General features: G+C 56.1%; 14 protein-coding genes. 8 read left to right on the top strand and 6 right to left on the bottom strand.

The window, feature by feature from the left end; translation table 11 throughout:
- The first annotated feature begins 34 nt into the window (after positions 1 to 34).
- Together yhdP and tldD are read left to right on the top strand one after the other, a co-directional pair.
- Positions 35 to 3838, top strand: a complete 3804-nt coding sequence (gene yhdP / locus GVO84_RS20380; RefSeq protein ID WP_159515022.1) for an AsmA2 domain-containing protein YhdP — start codon at positions 35 to 37, stop codon at positions 3836 to 3838.
- 84 nt (positions 3839 to 3922) lie between these two features.
- Complete coding sequence (gene tldD / locus GVO84_RS20375; protein ID WP_121424795.1) at positions 3923 to 5368, top strand: metalloprotease TldD; 1446 nt, start codon at positions 3923 to 3925, stop codon at positions 5366 to 5368.
- A 46-nt stretch (positions 5369 to 5414) separates the two neighbouring features.
- Here the strand turns inward: tldD and GVO84_RS20370 are convergent, their stop codons facing one another.
- Positions 5415 to 6029 carry a YagU family protein gene (locus tag GVO84_RS20370; protein ID WP_032642433.1) on the bottom strand — a complete coding sequence of 205 codons (615 nt, stop codon included), beginning with the start codon at positions 6027 to 6029 and terminating at the stop codon, positions 5415 to 5417.
- Positions 6030 to 6247: 218 nt separating this feature from the next.
- Entirely contained in the window at positions 6248 to 7174 is a 927-nt protein-coding gene (aaeR, locus tag GVO84_RS20365; RefSeq protein WP_023616809.1) for an HTH-type transcriptional activator AaeR, read from the bottom strand.
- Positions 7175 to 7353: 179 nt separating this feature from the next.
- On the opposite strand from aaeR, the gene aaeX reads away from it, so the two are divergent.
- From aaeX to GVO84_RS20340, 5 genes are all read left to right on the top strand, one after another.
- Positions 7354 to 7557, top strand: coding sequence for a p-hydroxybenzoic acid efflux pump operon protein AaeX (gene aaeX, locus GVO84_RS20360; RefSeq protein WP_003860416.1), 204 nt, complete (start codon positions 7354 to 7356; stop codon positions 7555 to 7557).
- 7 nt (positions 7558 to 7564) lie between these two features.
- Complete coding sequence (aaeA, locus tag GVO84_RS20355; protein ID WP_121424828.1) at positions 7565 to 8497, top strand: p-hydroxybenzoic acid efflux pump subunit AaeA; 933 nt, start codon at positions 7565 to 7567, stop codon at positions 8495 to 8497.
- Positions 8498 to 8502: 5 nt separating this feature from the next.
- Positions 8503 to 10470, top strand: coding sequence for a p-hydroxybenzoic acid efflux pump subunit AaeB (gene aaeB, locus GVO84_RS20350; RefSeq protein ID WP_121424793.1), 1968 nt, complete (start codon positions 8503 to 8505; stop codon positions 10468 to 10470).
- Between the two features lie 90 nt (positions 10471 to 10560).
- Complete coding sequence (locus GVO84_RS20345) at positions 10561 to 12015, top strand: NAD-dependent succinate-semialdehyde dehydrogenase (protein WP_023309392.1); 1455 nt, start codon at positions 10561 to 10563, stop codon at positions 12013 to 12015.
- Between the two features lie 45 nt (positions 12016 to 12060).
- Positions 12061 to 12333, top strand: coding sequence for a barstar family protein (locus GVO84_RS20340; protein ID WP_063143598.1), 273 nt, complete (start codon positions 12061 to 12063; stop codon positions 12331 to 12333).
- Between the two features lie 62 nt (positions 12334 to 12395).
- Here GVO84_RS20340 and yhcN (GVO84_RS20335) read toward each other — a convergent pair whose 3' ends face one another.
- The 3 genes from yhcN (GVO84_RS20335) to argR form a co-directional block, all read right to left on the bottom strand.
- Positions 12396 to 12662 carry a peroxide/acid stress response protein YhcN gene (yhcN, locus tag GVO84_RS20335; RefSeq protein WP_023333630.1) on the bottom strand — a complete coding sequence of 89 codons (267 nt, stop codon included), beginning with the start codon at positions 12660 to 12662 and terminating at the stop codon, positions 12396 to 12398.
- A gap of 111 nt (positions 12663 to 12773) precedes the next feature.
- Positions 12774 to 13037: a peroxide/acid stress response protein YhcN gene (gene yhcN, locus GVO84_RS20330; protein WP_023333629.1), complete on the bottom strand. Its 264-nt coding sequence runs from the start codon at positions 13035 to 13037 to the stop codon at positions 12774 to 12776.
- 375 nt (positions 13038 to 13412) lie between these two features.
- Positions 13413 to 13883 carry a transcriptional regulator ArgR gene (gene argR / locus GVO84_RS20325; RefSeq protein ID WP_023309388.1) on the bottom strand — a complete coding sequence of 157 codons (471 nt, stop codon included), beginning with the start codon at positions 13881 to 13883 and terminating at the stop codon, positions 13413 to 13415.
- A gap of 397 nt (positions 13884 to 14280) precedes the next feature.
- Here argR and mdh point away from each other — a divergent pair, with 397 nt between their 5' ends.
- Positions 14281 to 15219 (top strand): malate dehydrogenase, encoded by a 939-nt coding sequence (mdh, locus tag GVO84_RS20320; RefSeq protein WP_121424792.1) that lies wholly within the window; start codon positions 14281 to 14283, stop codon positions 15217 to 15219.
- A 57-nt stretch (positions 15220 to 15276) separates the two neighbouring features.
- Here the strand turns inward: mdh and degS are convergent, their stop codons facing one another.
- Positions 15277 to 16344 carry an outer membrane-stress sensor serine endopeptidase DegS gene (gene degS, locus GVO84_RS20315; protein ID WP_159515021.1) on the bottom strand — a complete coding sequence of 356 codons (1068 nt, stop codon included), beginning with the start codon at positions 16342 to 16344 and terminating at the stop codon, positions 15277 to 15279.
- Positions 16345 to 16424: the final 80 nt, after the last annotated feature.

The raw sequence follows: 16424 nt of genomic DNA, 5'->3' as shown, positions 1-16424 counted from the left end.
ACGCTGCGTGACGAAAGCTGACAAGGAGAGATGCGTGAGGCGATTGCCGGGGATTTTATTGCTTACAGGGGCAACGCTGGTCGTGATTGTCGCGTTGCTCGTGAGCGGGCTACGCCTCGTATTACCGCATCTGGACAGCTGGCGTCCGCAGCTGCTGGCGAAAATCGAATCCACCACCGGCGTGCCGGTGAACGTCAGCCAGGTCAGCGCTAACTGGCAGAATTTTGGCCCGACGCTCGATGTCCGGGATATCAACGCCAGCCTGAAAGATGGCGGCTACCTGAAAATCAAACGCGTGACCCTGGCGCTGGACGTCTGGCAAAGCCTGTTGCATCTGCGCTGGCAGTTTCGCGATCTCACCTTTTATCAACTCCAGTTTCTGACCAATACGCCGCTGTCTGGCGGGGATAGCGGTCAGGGTCTTGAAGCCAACCGCTTCAGCGATCTTTTCCTCCGCCAGTTCGATCATTTCGATCTGCGCGACAGTGAAGTGAGCTTTATTACCCTTTCCGGCCAGCGCGCCGAACTGGCGATCCCTCAGCTGACCTGGCTCAACGGTAAAGAACGTCACCGCGCCGAGGGGCAGGTCAATCTCTCAAGCCTGAACGGCCAGCACGGCGTGATGCAGGTGCGTATGGATCTGCGGGACGACGACGGCCTGTTAAACAACGGCAAAGTCTGGCTGCAGGCCGACGATGTGGACGTGAAGCCGTGGCTGGGCGACTGGATCCAGCAAAATATGCAACTGGAGACTGCCCGCTTCAGCCTTGAAGGCTGGCTGACCCTGACCAAAGGCGAATTTGCCAGCGGCGATATCTGGCTCAAGCAGGGGGGCGCAAGCTGGAAAGGCGAAAAACGGCAGCATCAGCTTTCCGTCGATAACCTCACCGCGCACGTGACGCAGGAGAAAGAGGGCTGGCAGTTTGCCATTCCGGATACGCGTATCACCATGGACGGCAAGCCGTGGCCGCGCGGTGCGCTGACGCTGGCCTGGATGCCGGAGCAGGACGTCGGCGGCGCGGCCAGCAAACGCAGCGACGAGCTGCGCATCCGCGCCAGCAACCTGGATTTGTCAGCCATTGAAGGCCTGCGCTCGATGGCGGCAAAGCTCTCTCCGGACCTGGGCGAGATCTGGCTGGCAACGCAGCCGAGCGGGACGATCGATGCTCTGGGGCTGGACATCCCGCTTCAGGCGACGGAAAAAACGCGCTTCCAGGCCACGTGGAAAGATCTTGCCTGGAAGCAGTGGAAGCTGCTGCCGGGGGCGGAACACTTTAGCGGCAAGCTGGAAGGCAGCGTGGAAAACGGCAGGCTGACGGTTGATATGCACGACGCCAAAATGCCTTACGAGACGGTCTTCCGCGCGCCGCTGGAAATCGAACAGGGCAGCGCGGTGCTTAACTGGCTCCGTAACGACAAGGGTTTCCAGCTTGATGGCCGCCATATCGATGTGAAAGCCAAAGCGGTGCATGCGCGCGGCGATTTCCGCTATCTGCAGCCTGAAGGCGATGAGCCGTGGCTGGGCATTCTGGCCGGGATCAGCACCGATGACGGCTCTCAGGCCTGGCGCTACTTCCCGGAAAACCTGATGGGAAAAGCCCTGGTAGACTATCTCAGCGGCGCGATTCAGGGCGGTCAGGCGGACAATGCCACGCTGGTCTACGGCGGTAATCCGCATCTTTTCCCGTACAAACATAATGAAGGCCAGTTCCAGGTGCTGGTGCCGTTGCATAACGCGACCTTCGTTTTCCAGCCCGGCTGGCCCGCGCTGAAGGACCTGGATATCGAACTCAACTTCCTCAATGACGGACTATGGATGAAGTCCGACAGCGTGGCGCTGGGCGGCGTGACGGCCAGCAACCTGACGGCCAACATTCCGGACTACTCAAAAGAGAAGCTGCTGATTGATGCCGATATCAACGGTCCGGGCAAAGCGGTGGGTCCGTACTTTGAGGAGACGCCGCTGAAAGAGTCGCTGGCGGCGACGCTTCAGCAGCTGCAGCTTGATGGCGATGTGAATGCTCGCTTACATCTTGATATCCCGCTGGACGGGGAGATGACCACCGCCAAAGGCGACGTCCGTCTGAAGAACAACAGCCTGTTCATCAAGCCCCTTGAGAGCACGCTGAAAAATCTCAGCGGGCAGTTCAGCTTTGAGAACGGTAACCTGAAGAGCGAGCCGCTTACGGCCAGCTGGTTTAATCAGCCCGTGAATATTGACTTCACGACTACCGAAGGTGAAAAGGCCTATCAGGTGGCCGTCAATCTGGACGGCAACTGGCAGCCAGCACGAATGGACGTCCTGCCGAAGCCTATTGAGGCGTCAGTGGAGGGGGCGGTCGCCTGGCAGGGTAAAGTGGCAATCGACCTGCCTTATCACGCGGGTGCCCGGTATAAGGTCGACATCACGGGCGATCTGAAAAACCTTCACAGCCAGCTGCCTGCGCCGCTGGATAAACAGGCCGGACAGCCGCTGCCGGTAAAGCTGAACGTCGATGGCAACCTCAACAGCTTCGAGCTGACCGGCAGCGCGGGTGGGACAAACCACTTCAACAGCCGCTGGCTGCTTAACCACAAGCTCACACTCGACAAAGCCATCTGGACAACGGATAGCCGCTCCACGCCGCCGCTGCCGGAGCAGCCTGGCATTGAGCTGAATCTCCCGCCGATGGACGGCGCAGAGTGGCTGGCGCTGTTCCAGAAAGGCGTTGGGCAAAACGTTGATGAAACCGCCCAGTTCCCGCAGGCCATTACCGTACGTACGCCGTCGCTGATGCTGGGCGGGCAGCAGTGGAACAACCTGAGCATTGTCTCGCGGCCTGGCGCTAACGGTACGAAGGTGGAGGCCCAGGGCAGAGAGATCAACGGTACGCTGACCATGCGCAATCACGCGCCGTGGCAGGCGGCGATCCGCTATCTCTACTACAACCCGGCAAGCGCCGCGAGCGGGAAAGATAAACCGGCAGAGACGTCGCCGCTGAGCCATACCTCCCGCGTCGATTTTAGCGGCTGGCCCGATCTCCAGCTGCGCTGTGCGGAGTGCTGGCTGTGGGGGCAGAAATATGGCCGTATCGACGGTGATTTCACCATCCAGGCAAATACGCTTACGCTCTCCGGCGGCCTGGTTGATACCGGCTTTGGCCGCATGACGGCCGCAGGTGAATGGGTGAATAAGCCGGGCGAGCAGCGAACGTCCCTGAAGGGCGATATTAAAGGCAATAAACTGGACGCGGCAGCCAATTTCTTTGGTATCAGCACGCCGCTGCGCGGCTCGTCATTTGACGTCGATTACGATCTTCACTGGCGTGACGCCCCGTGGAAGCCGGATGAGGCCTCGCTGAACGGCATTCTGAAAACCCGCTTTGGCAAAGGTGAAATTGCCGACGTGAGCACGGGGCGCGCCGGGCAGATCCTGCGCCTGCTGAGTTTTGACGCGCTGCTGCGCAAGCTGCGCTTCGATTTCAGCGATACCTTCAGCGAAGGTTTCTACTACGATTCCATCCGCAGCACGGCGTGGATCAAAGACGGCGTTATGCACACGGACGACACGCTGGTGGATGGCCTGGAAGCGGATATCGCCATGAAAGGCTCCGTCAACCTTGTGCGTCGCGAGCTGGATATGGAAGCCGTGGTGGCACCGGAAATTTCCGCAAGCGTGGGCGTTGCGGCAGCCTTTGTGGTGAACCCGATTGTCGGTGCGGCGGTGTTTGCCGCCAGTAAAGTGCTGGGGCCACTCTGGAGCAAGGTCTCCATTCTGCGCTACCGCATTACCGGTCCGGTAGATAAACCGCAGATTAACGAGGTGCTGCGCCAGCCGCGCAAAGAAGCACAGCAATGATTTGACGTGGGCAGGTAATTGCCTCACTCTCAATAAATACGATCTTTATACCGCCACGGGCGGCAACGAACGAGTAGCAATACGATGAGTCTGAACCTGGTAAGTGAACATTTGCTCGCAGCGAACGGCCTGAGCCATCAGGACCTGTTCTCCATTCTTGGTCAACTGACCGAACGCCGTCTCGACTACGGCGACCTTTATTTCCAGTCGAGCTATCACGAATCCTGGGTTTTAGAAGACAGCATCATCAAAGATGGCTCCTACAACATCGACCAGGGCGTCGGCGTCCGTGCCGTCAGCGGCGAGAAAACCGGTTTTGCCTATGCCGATCAGATTAGCCTCACCGCACTTGAGCAGAGCGCGCAGGCCGCGCGTACCATTGTGCGTGATACCGGCGATGGTCGCGTGAAAACCCTGGGAGAAGTGCAGCACTCTGCGCTCTATACCAGTATCGATCCGCTGCAGAGTATGAGCCGTGAAGAGAAGCTGGATATCCTGCGTCGCGTGGATAAAGTCGCCCGTGCGGCGGACAAACGCGTGCAGGAAGTTTCTGCCAGCCTGAGCGGCGTGTATGAGTTGATTCTGGTTGCGGCAACGGACGGTACCCTGGCGGCAGATGTTCGCCCGCTGGTGCGTCTCTCCATCAGCGTGCAGGTCGATGACGACGGCAAGCGCGAGCGCGGCTCAAGCGGCGGCGGCGGTCGTTTTGGCTATGACTGGTTCCTGGGCGACGTTGACGGTGAAGCACGCGCTGACGCGTGGGCAAAAGAAGCCGTGCGCATGGCGCTGGTGAATCTGAATGCCGTCGCGGCGCCGGCGGGCTCATTCCCGGTGGTGCTGGGTGCTGGCTGGCCGGGCGTGCTGTTGCACGAGGCGGTGGGCCACGGTCTGGAAGGCGACTTTAACCGTCGCGGGACGTCCGTATTCAGCGGTCAGATTGGGCAGCTCGTCTCCTCCGAACTGTGTACCGTGGTGGATGACGGTACCATGCTCGATCGTCGCGGCTCGGTGGCTATCGACGACGAAGGCACCCCGGGCCAGTACAATGTGCTGATCGAAAACGGCGTGCTGAAAGGCTACATGCAGGACAAACTCAACGCGCGCCTGATGGGCGTAGCGCCGACGGGCAACGGACGCCGTGAATCTTATGCGCACCTGCCAATGCCGCGCATGACCAACACTTACATGCTGCCGGGCAAATCCACGCCGCAGGAGATTATCGAATCCGTTGATTACGGTATCTTTGCGCCAAACTTTGGCGGCGGCCAGGTGGACATCACCTCCGGTAAGTTTGTTTTCTCCACGTCAGAAGCGTATCTGATCGAGAAAGGCAAAGTGACCAAAGCGGTGAAAGGCGCGACGCTGATTGGCTCCGGTATTGAAGCCATGCAGCAGATCTCCATGGTCGGCAACGATCTGAAGCTGGATAACGGCGTAGGTGTCTGCGGTAAAGAGGGCCAGAGCCTGCCGGTTGGCGTGGGCCAGCCAACGCTGAAAGTGGACAACCTGACGGTGGGCGGCACGGCCTGACCTGACCCTGCATAAAAAAAGGCGCTACTGATGTAGCGCCTTTTTTTTAGCGTAAGTTACCCAGCGGTATCTCCGGATCTGGCTCGTGCGTGATGCGGTTACGCAAGTCACGACGAATGATTTCGATCGACCAGAACCAGACCAGATGGCCCACGATCTCTGACACGTGTTCATACCACGGCAGCTCAAACAGCGGTGGCGTCAGCCCCATCAGAGGGAAGGAGATCATATGCACAAAAAGCTGAGCCAACGCACCCGCCAGCAAACCCTGCCAGAGTTTAATTTTCGGGAAGACTTCAGCCACTACACAATAACCTACAGCGAACACGATTGAGAAAATAATATGTGTTACGCCGACCCAGTTAAATATATGTCCGGCAAATGTATAAACCGCCGCGTTAGGATCGACGACGCCCAGCCAGTCGCGTAAAAATACATAGGGAGGGTTTAAGAAATTTCGTGAGCAGTCAATCTGGCTGGCAGCTCTTATTAATTGCTCGGGCCCGCATGCGCCGGTGAATAAATCGGTGGGGCTGCGTGGCGGAAGCGGCACCTCGGCTCCCCATTTGACAAAGGCGGAGACAATCCCTGCAATTAAACCGATGAACGCGGCGAGCCCATAGCGCCTGCGTGAAGGCGGTGTTTGTTCAAATAGATTCATTTCTTTTCCTTGTTTAACGTCATCCTGCGGAATACATTTTATTATTCATATCAGCAACAAATTAATAACAGTCTGAAAGGCAGACTGTTATTAAGGTAAAGGGCAGGCGGCGGCAGTGTCAATTCTCTATTCCTGATAGTGCCGAAGGAATATTCCAGAATGCTGAGGCGTTTCATCCTGGTAATATTCATCGCTCATATACTTTCAGCGTAAAATCGTTATTCCTTCCTTCTTCCCCGCATCCCCTGAAACAGCTCCGCCACGTCCACAAAATACTCGGTCAGATAGTTAATACACACCTGTACCTTGAGCGGGAGTTTGTCTTTTTCGGTATACAGGGCGTACACCGGACGCGGATCGGACTGGTAGCGCGGGAAGAGGATCTCCAGCACGCCGCTGTTGATCTCGTTGATCACCCACATTAACGGCACGTAGGCGATCCCGGCCCCGGCCACAAGCCAGCGCGAAATGGTCATCGGATCGTTAGTGACAAACCGCCCTTCCGGCAGCAGTTTGGTAGAAATCCCTTCCGGGGCAATCAGCTCGAATTCATTATCGGGCCGCACGCTGTACTCCAGCCACGAGTGGTTGGTGAGATCGGCGGGTTTCTCCGGAACGCCGTACTGCGCCAGATAACTTTTTGAGGCGCAGACCACCATCGGCATGCTGCCCAGCCTGCGCGAGAACAGGCTGGAATCCTGCAACGCGCCGACGCGGATCACCACGTCCAGCCCGTCGGCAATCAGGTCCGGCGCCGGGATACCCGTCACCAGATTGACCGTAAGCCCAGGGTACTCTTTCAGCATATCCGCGGTCATGGCAGCGAGAACATTTTGTGCCATAGTTGAAGAACACCCGATGCGCAGCGTGCCGATAGGGGTGTTGTTGAAGGCATAGAGCTGTTCGTGAACATCCTGCACTTCAAGCAGCATGCGGCGACAGCCCTGATAGTAAATTTTACCCGCCTCCGTCAGCCCAATGCTGCGGGTACTGCGGTTGAGCAGCTTGACCTGAAGCTCATCTTCCAGTTTGGACACCGTCTGGCTGATAGATGAGACGCTCATCTGAAGCTGGCGGGCAGCGGCGGTAAACGAGCCCAGTTCAACCACTTTGGCGAAGACCGACATGCGTTTTAAACGTTCCATTGTTCACTCTGGCTTAAAAGTGATTTAGATCACATATTATAGATAACAGCATAACAGTTACGTTAATATATTATTAATTACATAACGGCTGCGCCATTCTCGCCCGGCGTTTCTTGCTCTCCCGCGGTGGCGTGCGCTTAAAAATTCTGAAGCCTGCACTCTCTCTTATCAAGGTCAACATGAGTCTGTTTCCCGTTATCGTGGTGTTCGGTCTGTCGTTCCCACCGATATTTTTCGAGCTTCTTTTATCACTGGCGATCTTCTGGCTGGTGCGCAAGGTGCTGGTCCCTACCGGGATCTACGATTTCGTCTGGCACCCTGCATTGTTCAATACCGCGCTGTATTGCTGCCTGTTTTACCTGATATCGCGCATGTTTGTCTGAGGTTGATGTGAAAACGCTAACAAGAAAAATCTCCCGCACTGCCATCACGATGGCGCTGGTTATCCTCGCCTTCATCGCTATTTTCCGCGCCTGGGTTTATTACACCGAATCACCGTGGACGCGTGATGCACGCTTCAGTGCCGATGTGGTGGCAATAGCCCCTGACGTGGCCGGTCTTATCACGGCGGTCAACGTCCACGATAACCAGCTGGTGAAGAAAGATCAGATCCTGTTCACCATCGACCAGCCTCGTTACCAGAAAGCGCTGGAAGAGGCGGAAGCGGACGTGGCCTATTACCAGGCGCTGGCTGCGGAGAAACGCCGTGAGGCAGGCCGCCGTAATCAGCTGGGCGTTCAGGCAATGTCCCGCGAAGAGATTGACCAGTCCAACAACGTGCTGCAAACCGTGCTGCACCAGCTGGCGAAAGCGCAGGCAACGCGCGATCTGGCGAAGCTCGATCTGGAACGCACCGTGATCCGCGCGCCGTCCGATGGCTGGGTGACCAACCTGAACGTCTATGCCGGGGAATTTATCACCCGCGGCTCAACCGCCGTGGCGCTGGTTAAACAGAACTCCTTCTACGTGCTCGCCTATATGGAAGAGACCAAGCTGGAAGGCGTGCGTCCGGGGTTCCGGGCGGAAATTACGCCGCTCGGCAGCAATCGCGTCTTTAAAGGCACCGTCGACAGCGTCGCCGCAGGGGTGACTAACTCCAGCAGCTCTAACGATGCCAAAGGGATGGCGACGGTAGATTCCAACCTGGAGTGGGTGCGTCTGGCCCAGCGCGTGCCGGTGCGCATCCACCTGGATGAACAGCAGGGAAATCTGTGGCCTGCGGGTACCACGGCGACGGTGGTGATTACCGGTGAAAAGGACCGGGATGCCAGCCAGGACTCGTTCTTCCGTAAAATTGCCCACCGCCTGCGCGAGTTTGGTTAATCGCCATGGGTATCTTTTCCATCGCCAGCCAGCACATTCGCTTCGCCGTGAAGCTGGCGTGCGCCATCGTGCTGGCGCTGTTTGTCGGCTTCCACTTCCAGCTTGAAACGCCTCGCTGGGCGGTATTAACGGCCGCCATTGTCGCGGCGGGTCCTGCCTTCGCCGCGGGCGGGGAGCCCTATTCAGGCGCGATCCGCTATCGCGGTATGCTGCGTATTATCGGGACGTTTATCGGCTGTTTCGCGGCGCTGACCATTATTATTCTGATGATCCGCACCCCGCTGCTGATGCTGATGGTCTGCTGCATCTGGGCGGGTTTCTGCACCTGGATCTCGTCTCTGGTGAAAGTGGAGAACTCCTACGCCTGGGGGCTGGCGGGCTATACCGCGCTGATTATTGTCATCACCATTCAGTCTGAACCGCTGCTCGCCCCGCAGTTTGCGGTTGAGCGCTGCAGCGAGATTGTGATTGGTATTGTCAGTGCGATCGTCGCTGACCTGCTTTTCTCCCCGCGCTCCATCAAGCAGGAAGTCGACCGTGAGCTTGACGCGCTGATTGTTGCCCAGTACCAGCTGATGCAGCTCTGCATTAAGCACGGCGACAGCGAAGAGGTGGATAAAGCCTGGAGCGGGCTGGTACGCCGTACGCAGGCGCTGGAAGGAATGCGCAGCAACCTTAATATGGAGTCCTCGCGCTGGGCTCGCGCGAATCGTCGTCTGAAAGCCCTCAACACAGTCTCTCTGACGCTGATTACCCAGGCATGTGAAACCTATCTGATTCAGAACACCCGCCCGGAAGCGGTCACCGACACGTTCCGCGAACTGTTTGCCGAGCCGGTGGAAACCGTGCAGGACGTGCATAAGCAGCTTAAGCGCATGCGCCGGGTCATTGCCTGGACCGGGGAGCGCGACACGCCGGTGACCATCTACACCTGGGTCGGCGCCGCGACGCGCTATCTGCTGCTGAAGCGTGGCGTGATCGGCAACACCAAAATCAGCGCGGCGGAAGAAGAGGTGCTGCAGGGGGAAGTGGTGATCAAGGCGGAATCCGCCGAGCGCCATCACGCCATGGTCAACTTCTGGCGTACGACGCTTGCCTGCATGCTCGGCACGCTGTTCTGGCTGTGGACGGGCTGGACGTCCGGCAGCGGCGCGATGGTGATGATTGCCGTTGTGACCGCACTGGCGATGCGTCTGCCTAACCCGCGTATGGTCGCCGTTGATTTCCTCTACGGCACCATTGCCGCCCTGCCGATAGGCGCGCTCTATTTCCTGGTCATCATCCCGTCGACGCAACAGAGCATGCTGCTGCTCTGTATTAGCCTGGCGGTAATGGCGTTCTTTATCGGCATTGAAGTGCAAAAGCGGCGCCTGGGATCGCTGGGGGCGCTGGCGAGTACGATTAACATCATCGTGCTCGATAACCCGATGACTTTCCATTTCAGCCAGTTCCTCGACAGCGCGTTAGGTCAGCTGGTGGGCTGTTTCCTGGCCATGATGGTGATACTGCTGGTTCGGGATAACTCGCAGGCAAGAACGGGCCGCGTGCTGCTGAACCAGTTCGTGTCGGCTGCCGTGTCGTCGATGACAACCAATACCGCGCGCCGCAAAGAGAACCACCTGCCCGCGCTCTACCAGCAGCTGTTTTTACTGCTGAACAAATTCCCGGGCGATATCGCGAAGTTCCGCCTGGCGTTAACCATGATCATCGCGCACCAGCGTCTGCGTAACGCGCCCGTGCCGATTAACGACGACCTGTCGGCCTGGCACCGCCAGTTACGTCGTACCGCCGATCACGTGCTTTCCGCCAGCAGCGATGACAAACGGCGTCGTTACTTTACGCAGCTGCTTGAAGAGCTCGATATCTATCAGGAAAAGCTCAAGCACTGGGAGGCTCCGCCTCAGGTGACCGAGCCGGTGGGACGGCTGGTGTTTATGCTGCATCGCTACCAGAATGCCCTCACGGATAACTGACAGAAGTAAAAAAACCGACGCCAAAAGCGTCGGTTTTTTTGTGGCTATACTTATTCCAGCACGTTCTTACATTTCAGAAAGGGAGAACACATGACGACGCAGGCGCTTCAGGACCACATCCTTTTTCAGACCGGCTATCTGGTCAACGGAATCTGGAAAACGCTGGATACAACCTTTGATGTGCTGAACCCCGCGACCGGTGAGGTCATTGCTAAAGTCGCAAAAGCGGGTAAAGCGCAAACCGAAGACGCTATCGCCGCGGCTACCCAGGCCTTCCCGGCATGGCGTGCCAAAACCGCGAAAGAACGCTCGGCCATTCTCTACCGCTGGTACGAACTGATTATTGAGAATAAAAGCTGGCTCGGGCGGTTAATGACCACCGAACAGGGCAAACCCCTGAAAGAGGCGGAGGGAGAAGTCGAGTACGCCGCCAGCTTTATCCAGTGGTTTGCCGAAGAGGCCAAACGCGCAAACGGTGAAATTATTCCGCCGATCAAGCCCGGCTCACGCATTCTGGCGACCCGTGAACCCATTGGTGTGGTCGCGGCGATTACGCCGTGGAACTTCCCGATGGCCATGCTCACCCGCAAGTTGGGTCCGGCGCTGGCAGCAGGATGTACCGGGGTGATCAAACCGGCCAATAATACACCGCTCAGCGCCTTTGCGCTGCTTACGCTGGCTAAACAGGCCGGTGTGCCCGACGGCGTGCTCAACGCCGTGGCCGGGAATACGCATGAAATCAGCGATGCGATCATGGCCAGCCGCGACGTGCGTAAAATCTCTTTCACCGGTTCAACCTCCGTCGGCAAGACGCTGGTGCGTAACGCCGCAGAAACCATGAAGAAAGTCTCGATGGAGCTGGGGGGGAATGCTCCGTATATCGTTTTTGAGGATGCAGACATCGACGCAGCGGTAAAGGGGGCGATCGCCAACAAGTTCCGCAATGCCGGGCAGGTCTGCGTCAGCGTGAACCGTTTTTATATTCAGGAAACCGTTTACGACAAATTTGTGAATAAACTTGCCGATGCGGTGAATGCGCTGAAGGTGGGTAATGGTCTTGAGGAGGGGGTGGTCGTCGGGCCGCTGATTGAACCTTCTGCGGTCAACAAGGTGCGTGAGCATGTTGACGATGCCGTTGCCCGGGGCGCAACCGTACTGGCGGGGGGGAAGCCCCATCCGCTTGGCGGGAATTTCTGGATGCCAACCGTACTGGGCGACTGCCATGAAGGCATGAAGCTGGCAGAAGAAGAGACGTTTGGCCCGGTGGCGGCGTGCTTCCGTTTCACCTCGGAAGATGAAGTCATCCAGCGCGCCAACAATACGCCGTATGGGCTGGCGGCTTACTTCTATACCCAGAATCTTTCCCGGGTCTTCCGCGTTTCACAGGCAATCGAGAGCGGGATGATCGGTATTAACGAGTGCGCCGTCTCCACGGAGCTCGGCCCCTTTGGCGGCGTAAAAGAGTCAGGTCTTGGACGAGAGGGCTCCGTGCTGGGGCTGGAAGAGTATCTGGAAGTTAAAACCCTGCATATTGGGGGATTATAATAGACAGGGCGGCATCTGCCGCTCGCCTGGACTGGGTGGCTGGCAATGAAAACCTATACGTTTGATTTTGACGAGATCGACAGTCAGGAAGACTTCTACCGTGAATTTATCCGGGCGTTTGATCTTGAACGGGAAAGCGTGACGAATCTGGATACGCTGTGGGACGTGGTCACCGGCAGTCTGTTGCCGCTACCGCTGGAGATTGAATTCATCCATTTGCCCGATAAGCTTCGAAGACGCTTTGGCGCGCTGATATTACTGTTCGATGAAGCGGAAGAAGAGCTTGAAGGGCAGCTGCGCTTTAACGCGCGGCATTGAATGAAAAAAAGCCCCTGACCAAGAGGCCAGGGGCAAGTCGTATGATGAGATACGACGAGGGTTTATTTATACAGCTCTGCCGTTGCATGCCAGTGGTCACCCTGATTCAGTTCGGTGACGCGATAGCTGCTGGCGCCTGCTTTTTCAGCTTTGGCGGCAAGTTCATGACGGATATCCATCGGTGAACCGGTGACAGACGTTACGGAGATGCTGCCCATACGCTGTAGATTTTGTGCCTGGTCGGCATTCACCTGCTGTACGGCTGCGCTTGCGCCGAAAGAGAGAACAGATGCCAGACCGAGGGTTGCGATGATCAATTTGGTTTTCATAGTCTTTACTCCTGAATAGGGTTTTTTACTCAACGGCGAGAAGGGTTGAACCGCTATTTTTATACCTGGTGCCGTTGAGTGGAGATTTACGTTTTCAGCTATTACTAAAACTTATTTGTACAGCTCAGCGGTGGCGTGCCAGTGGTCACCGGAACGCGCTTCGATGATGCGATAGGATGACGCACCCTGTTCTTCCGCTTTTTTGTTCAGCATCTCATGCATGTCCATTGGCGATGTGCCGACCGCGCCGACAGAAACCGTACCGATGGCCTGACGGGATTGCGCCTGGTCAGCATTGATAGCGTCAGCCGCGAAAGCACCGAATGACAGGACAGACAGGACGCTCAGCGCCGCTACAGTTGATTTGATTTTCATGATTCTTACCTCGTCGAATTTTTTAGTGGGGTCTTGTTTCGTGACCCTCATCACAAAATCAAGTATACACTAATAACGGTAAAAATTAATACCAGACTAATGGTTTCCCTTGTTATTACGTGTTAACCAGTCTGTTTTTTATAACCAAATTGCATAATATTGGGCGTTTTTTGTCCACTTATGGCGGGCATATCTAATTAAATCATATGGATATCTGAATTTGATTTTTTGTGCGATTTTTTGATTTGGCATTCACTAGATGAATGTTAATGGGTGGTAAAAAGCACTATTTGTCAAAGTGAAGGGCAGTGGAAAAGAGGGGGGAACGCAGCAGAAGCAGAACGATCCCCGCAGTGGCGCTACGGGGAGAGGGGATTAGAGTTCCTGTTCGAACAGAACCAGAATCGCTTCGTGGAGATCTTTCACGGAGAAACCGCTAGCCGGTGTGGTAAAGATGGTGTCATCGCCGGCGATAGTCCCGAGGATACCCTCCGTTTTACCCAGCGAGTCCAGCATGCGGGCAATCAGCTGTGCGGCACCCGGGCTTGTGTGGATCACCACGACGGCGTCGTTATGATCGATATCCAGAACCAGATTCTTGAGCGGGCTGGAGGTGGTCGGCACACCAAGTTCTGCTGGCAGGCAATAGACCATCTCCATCTTGGCGTTACGGGTACGCACCGCGCCAAATTTCGTTAACATGCGGGAGACTTTCGACTGGTTAATGTTATCGAAGCCTTGTTCCTGCAGCGCCTGAACAATTTCTCCCTGAGAACTGAATTTCTCTTCTTTGAGTAGCGCCTTAAACGCCTTTACTAATTCTTCTTGCTTAGACGAGCTTCGCATAAGTCACCCGGAATATGACGATAGAAACAACATTATTATGCATGTGGATGAATTTTTATGCAAATTATCTACCCAGCGGTAGGCTGAAATAATGTTATGAAAGGGAGTGATTTTATCAGATTTCGTTATCAGAAAACATGCCTGGGTCACGCCGCGCAAATAAGCTTAAAAGTAAATTAAATGTTATCAAAATGATGTTGTTTTGGTGGCGGGGCAGGGTGTATTGTAACCACCTCTTAAAGCGTTGCCCTCTGTCCTCAGATAGTCTTCTGATGAGAGATAAAGTCGCGTGACCTCAAATTCTTTAGCTACGAAAATTGTAATTATTTACTTGCTGAATTATGGTCGCCGCAACGGATTTACAGATACTTAAGTTAACCATAATAAGGAGTTTAGGATGAAAGTCGCAGTCCTCGGCGCTGCTGGTGGTATCGGCCAGGCGCTTGCCCTACTACTGAAAACCCAACTGCCTTCAGGCTCAGAACTCTCCCTGTACGATATTGCCCCGGTAACCCCAGGTGTGGCGGTTGACCTGAGCCACATCCCGACCGCTGTAAAAATCAAAGGCTTCTCCGGTGAAGATGCACGTCCTGCACTGCAGGGTGCCGACGTGGTGCTGATTTCTGCAGGCGTGGCGCGTAAGCCAGGCATGGATCGTTCAGACCTGTTCAACGTCAATGCGGGCATCGTGAAAAACCTGGTGCAGCAGATTGCAGAAGTCTGCCCGAAAGCATGCATCGGTATCATCACTAACCCGGTGAACACCACCGTGGCTATCGCGGCAGAAGTGCTGAAGAAAGCGGGTGTTTACGACAAAAACAAACTGTTCGGCGTGACCACGCTGGATATCATCCGTTCCAACACCTTTGTTGCTGAGCTGAAAGGCAAACAGCCAACAGAAGTGGAAGTTCCGGTCATCGGCGGTCACTCTGGCGTCACCATCCTGCCTCTGCTGTCGCAGATCCCAGGTGTGAGCTTCACCGAGCAGGAAGTGGCTGACCTGACTAAACGCATCCAGAACGCGGGCACCGAAGTGGTGGAAGCGAAGGCGGGTGGCGGTTCTGCGACCCTGTCTATGGGCCAGGCGGCTGCACGTTTTGGTCTGTCACTGGTTCGCGCTCTGCAGGGCGAGAAAGGCGTTGTTGAATGCGCTTACGTTGAAGGCGATGGCGAACACGCTCGCTTCTTCTCTCAGCCGCTGCTGCTGGGTAAAAACGGTATCGAAGAGCATAAATCAATTGGTACGCTGAGCGCGTTTGAAAAACACGCGATGGAAGGCATGCTGGATACGCTGAAGAAAGATATCACCCTGGGCGAAGAGTTCGTTAACAAGTAAAACGAACCGTCTCCCGGTAAAAAAAACGGAGCTTATCGCTCCGTTTTTTTATGCCTGTCAGTTAGTGGCCGGGTATTCCTGAATCGTTACGTGCAGCGTCAGTTTCTTGTCGTTGCGCATGACCTCAACAGGGATAATAGAACCCGGGCGAATTTCTGCCACCTGGTCCATCGTCTCCAGCGCGGAGACCGCTGGCGTGCCGTTGACTGACACAATGACATCGTTTACCTGAATCCCTGCGTTAGCCGCCGGACCTCCTGGTGCCACCTCGTTAACCACGATGCCCTGAATCTGATCGATACCGCCGCCCTGGGTGTGCATCGGCGCAATTTCGCGCCCGCCGATACCGATATAGCCGCGGATCACGCGTCCGTCGCGGATCAGTTTATCCATAATTTTGGTCGCCAGCTGGAACGGAATGGCAAAGCCGATCCCTTCCGGCGTCTCACCGTCGTTACTCTTATCAAACGAGAGGGTGTTGATGCCCATCAGTTCGCCCAGCGAGTTGACCAGCGCACCACCGGAGTTACCGTGGTTGATTGAGGCATCGGTTTGCAGGAAGTTCTGCCGCCCGGAGGGGTTCAAACCGATACGACCGGTCGCGCTGATGATCCCCTGGGTGATGGTCTGGCCCAGGTTGTAAGGGTTACCGATAGCCAGTACGACGTCACCAATATGCGGCGTACGTTTACGGTTGATTGGGATGACCGGCAAACCGCCCGTGGCGTTAATTTTCAGCACGGCCAGGTCGGTCAGGCTGTCAGATCCAACGAGTAACGCCTCAAACACGCGGCCATCCTGCAGGGCGACGATGATCTGGTCGGCATCATTAATCACGTGCTTGTTGGTAATAATGTAGCCGCGCTCGTCCATGATCACGCCGGAGCCGAGGGTACGGATCTCCAGCTGGTTATGGGCTGAAGCATTCAGGCCACGGTTATAGACGTTAACCACCGCAGGTGCGGCACGGCGGACGCCCTGGTTATAGGTGGCCGGGGTTTCATCCGCGCTATCGAACTGGGGAGCCGACAGTTTATTGAACTGACGTAATGACGGCAGCGCCAGCAGCAGCAGGCCAGCGACAATCAAACCGATGACAATAGAACGTAAGAGCTTTAAAAGCATGATGCGCGTGTCGTTAAAATAGGAACGATTTGCAGCATAACATGAGTTTTCCGGACATCACACGCAACGGTGATGTCCGG

This window comes from Enterobacter sp. SM3 (assembly GCF_009811935.2).
GTDB lineage: Bacteria > Pseudomonadota > Gammaproteobacteria > Enterobacterales > Enterobacteriaceae > Enterobacter > Enterobacter asburiae_D.
The sequence above is the reverse complement of the archived record's forward strand: the minus strand, read 5'-3'. Positions and strand labels throughout refer to the sequence as shown.

What these genes read in the sequence shown, in the direction of transcription:
- aaeX (WP_003860416.1), top strand. Translation starts at nt 7,354, where the DNA reads ATGAGTCTGTTTCCCGTTATCGTGGTGTTCGGTCTGTCGTTCCCACCG.
- aaeB (WP_121424793.1), top strand. Translation starts at nt 8,503, where the DNA reads ATGGGTATCTTTTCCATCGCCAGCCAGCACATTCGCTTCGCCGTGAAG.
- GVO84_RS20340 (WP_063143598.1), top strand. Translation starts at nt 12,061, where the DNA reads ATGAAAACCTATACGTTTGATTTTGACGAGATCGACAGTCAGGAAGAC.
- tldD (WP_121424795.1), top strand. Translation starts at nt 3,923, where the DNA reads ATGAGTCTGAACCTGGTAAGTGAACATTTGCTCGCAGCGAACGGCCTG.
- argR (WP_023309388.1), bottom strand. Translation starts at nt 13,883, where the DNA reads ATGCGAAGCTCGTCTAAGCAAGAAGAATTAGTAAAGGCGTTTAAGGCG.
- degS (WP_159515021.1), bottom strand. Translation starts at nt 16,344, where the DNA reads ATGCTTTTAAAGCTCTTACGTTCTATTGTCATCGGTTTGATTGTCGCT.
- GVO84_RS20370 (WP_032642433.1), bottom strand. Translation starts at nt 6,029, where the DNA reads ATGAATCTATTTGAACAAACACCGCCTTCACGCAGGCGCTATGGGCTC.
- aaeR (WP_023616809.1), bottom strand. Translation starts at nt 7,174, where the DNA reads ATGGAACGTTTAAAACGCATGTCGGTCTTCGCCAAAGTGGTTGAACTG.
- mdh (WP_121424792.1), top strand. Translation starts at nt 14,281, where the DNA reads ATGAAAGTCGCAGTCCTCGGCGCTGCTGGTGGTATCGGCCAGGCGCTT.
- yhcN (WP_023333629.1), bottom strand. Translation starts at nt 13,037, where the DNA reads ATGAAAATCAAATCAACTGTAGCGGCGCTGAGCGTCCTGTCTGTCCTG.
- GVO84_RS20345 (WP_023309392.1), top strand. Translation starts at nt 10,561, where the DNA reads ATGACGACGCAGGCGCTTCAGGACCACATCCTTTTTCAGACCGGCTAT.
- yhcN (WP_023333630.1), bottom strand. Translation starts at nt 12,662, where the DNA reads ATGAAAACCAAATTGATCATCGCAACCCTCGGTCTGGCATCTGTTCTC.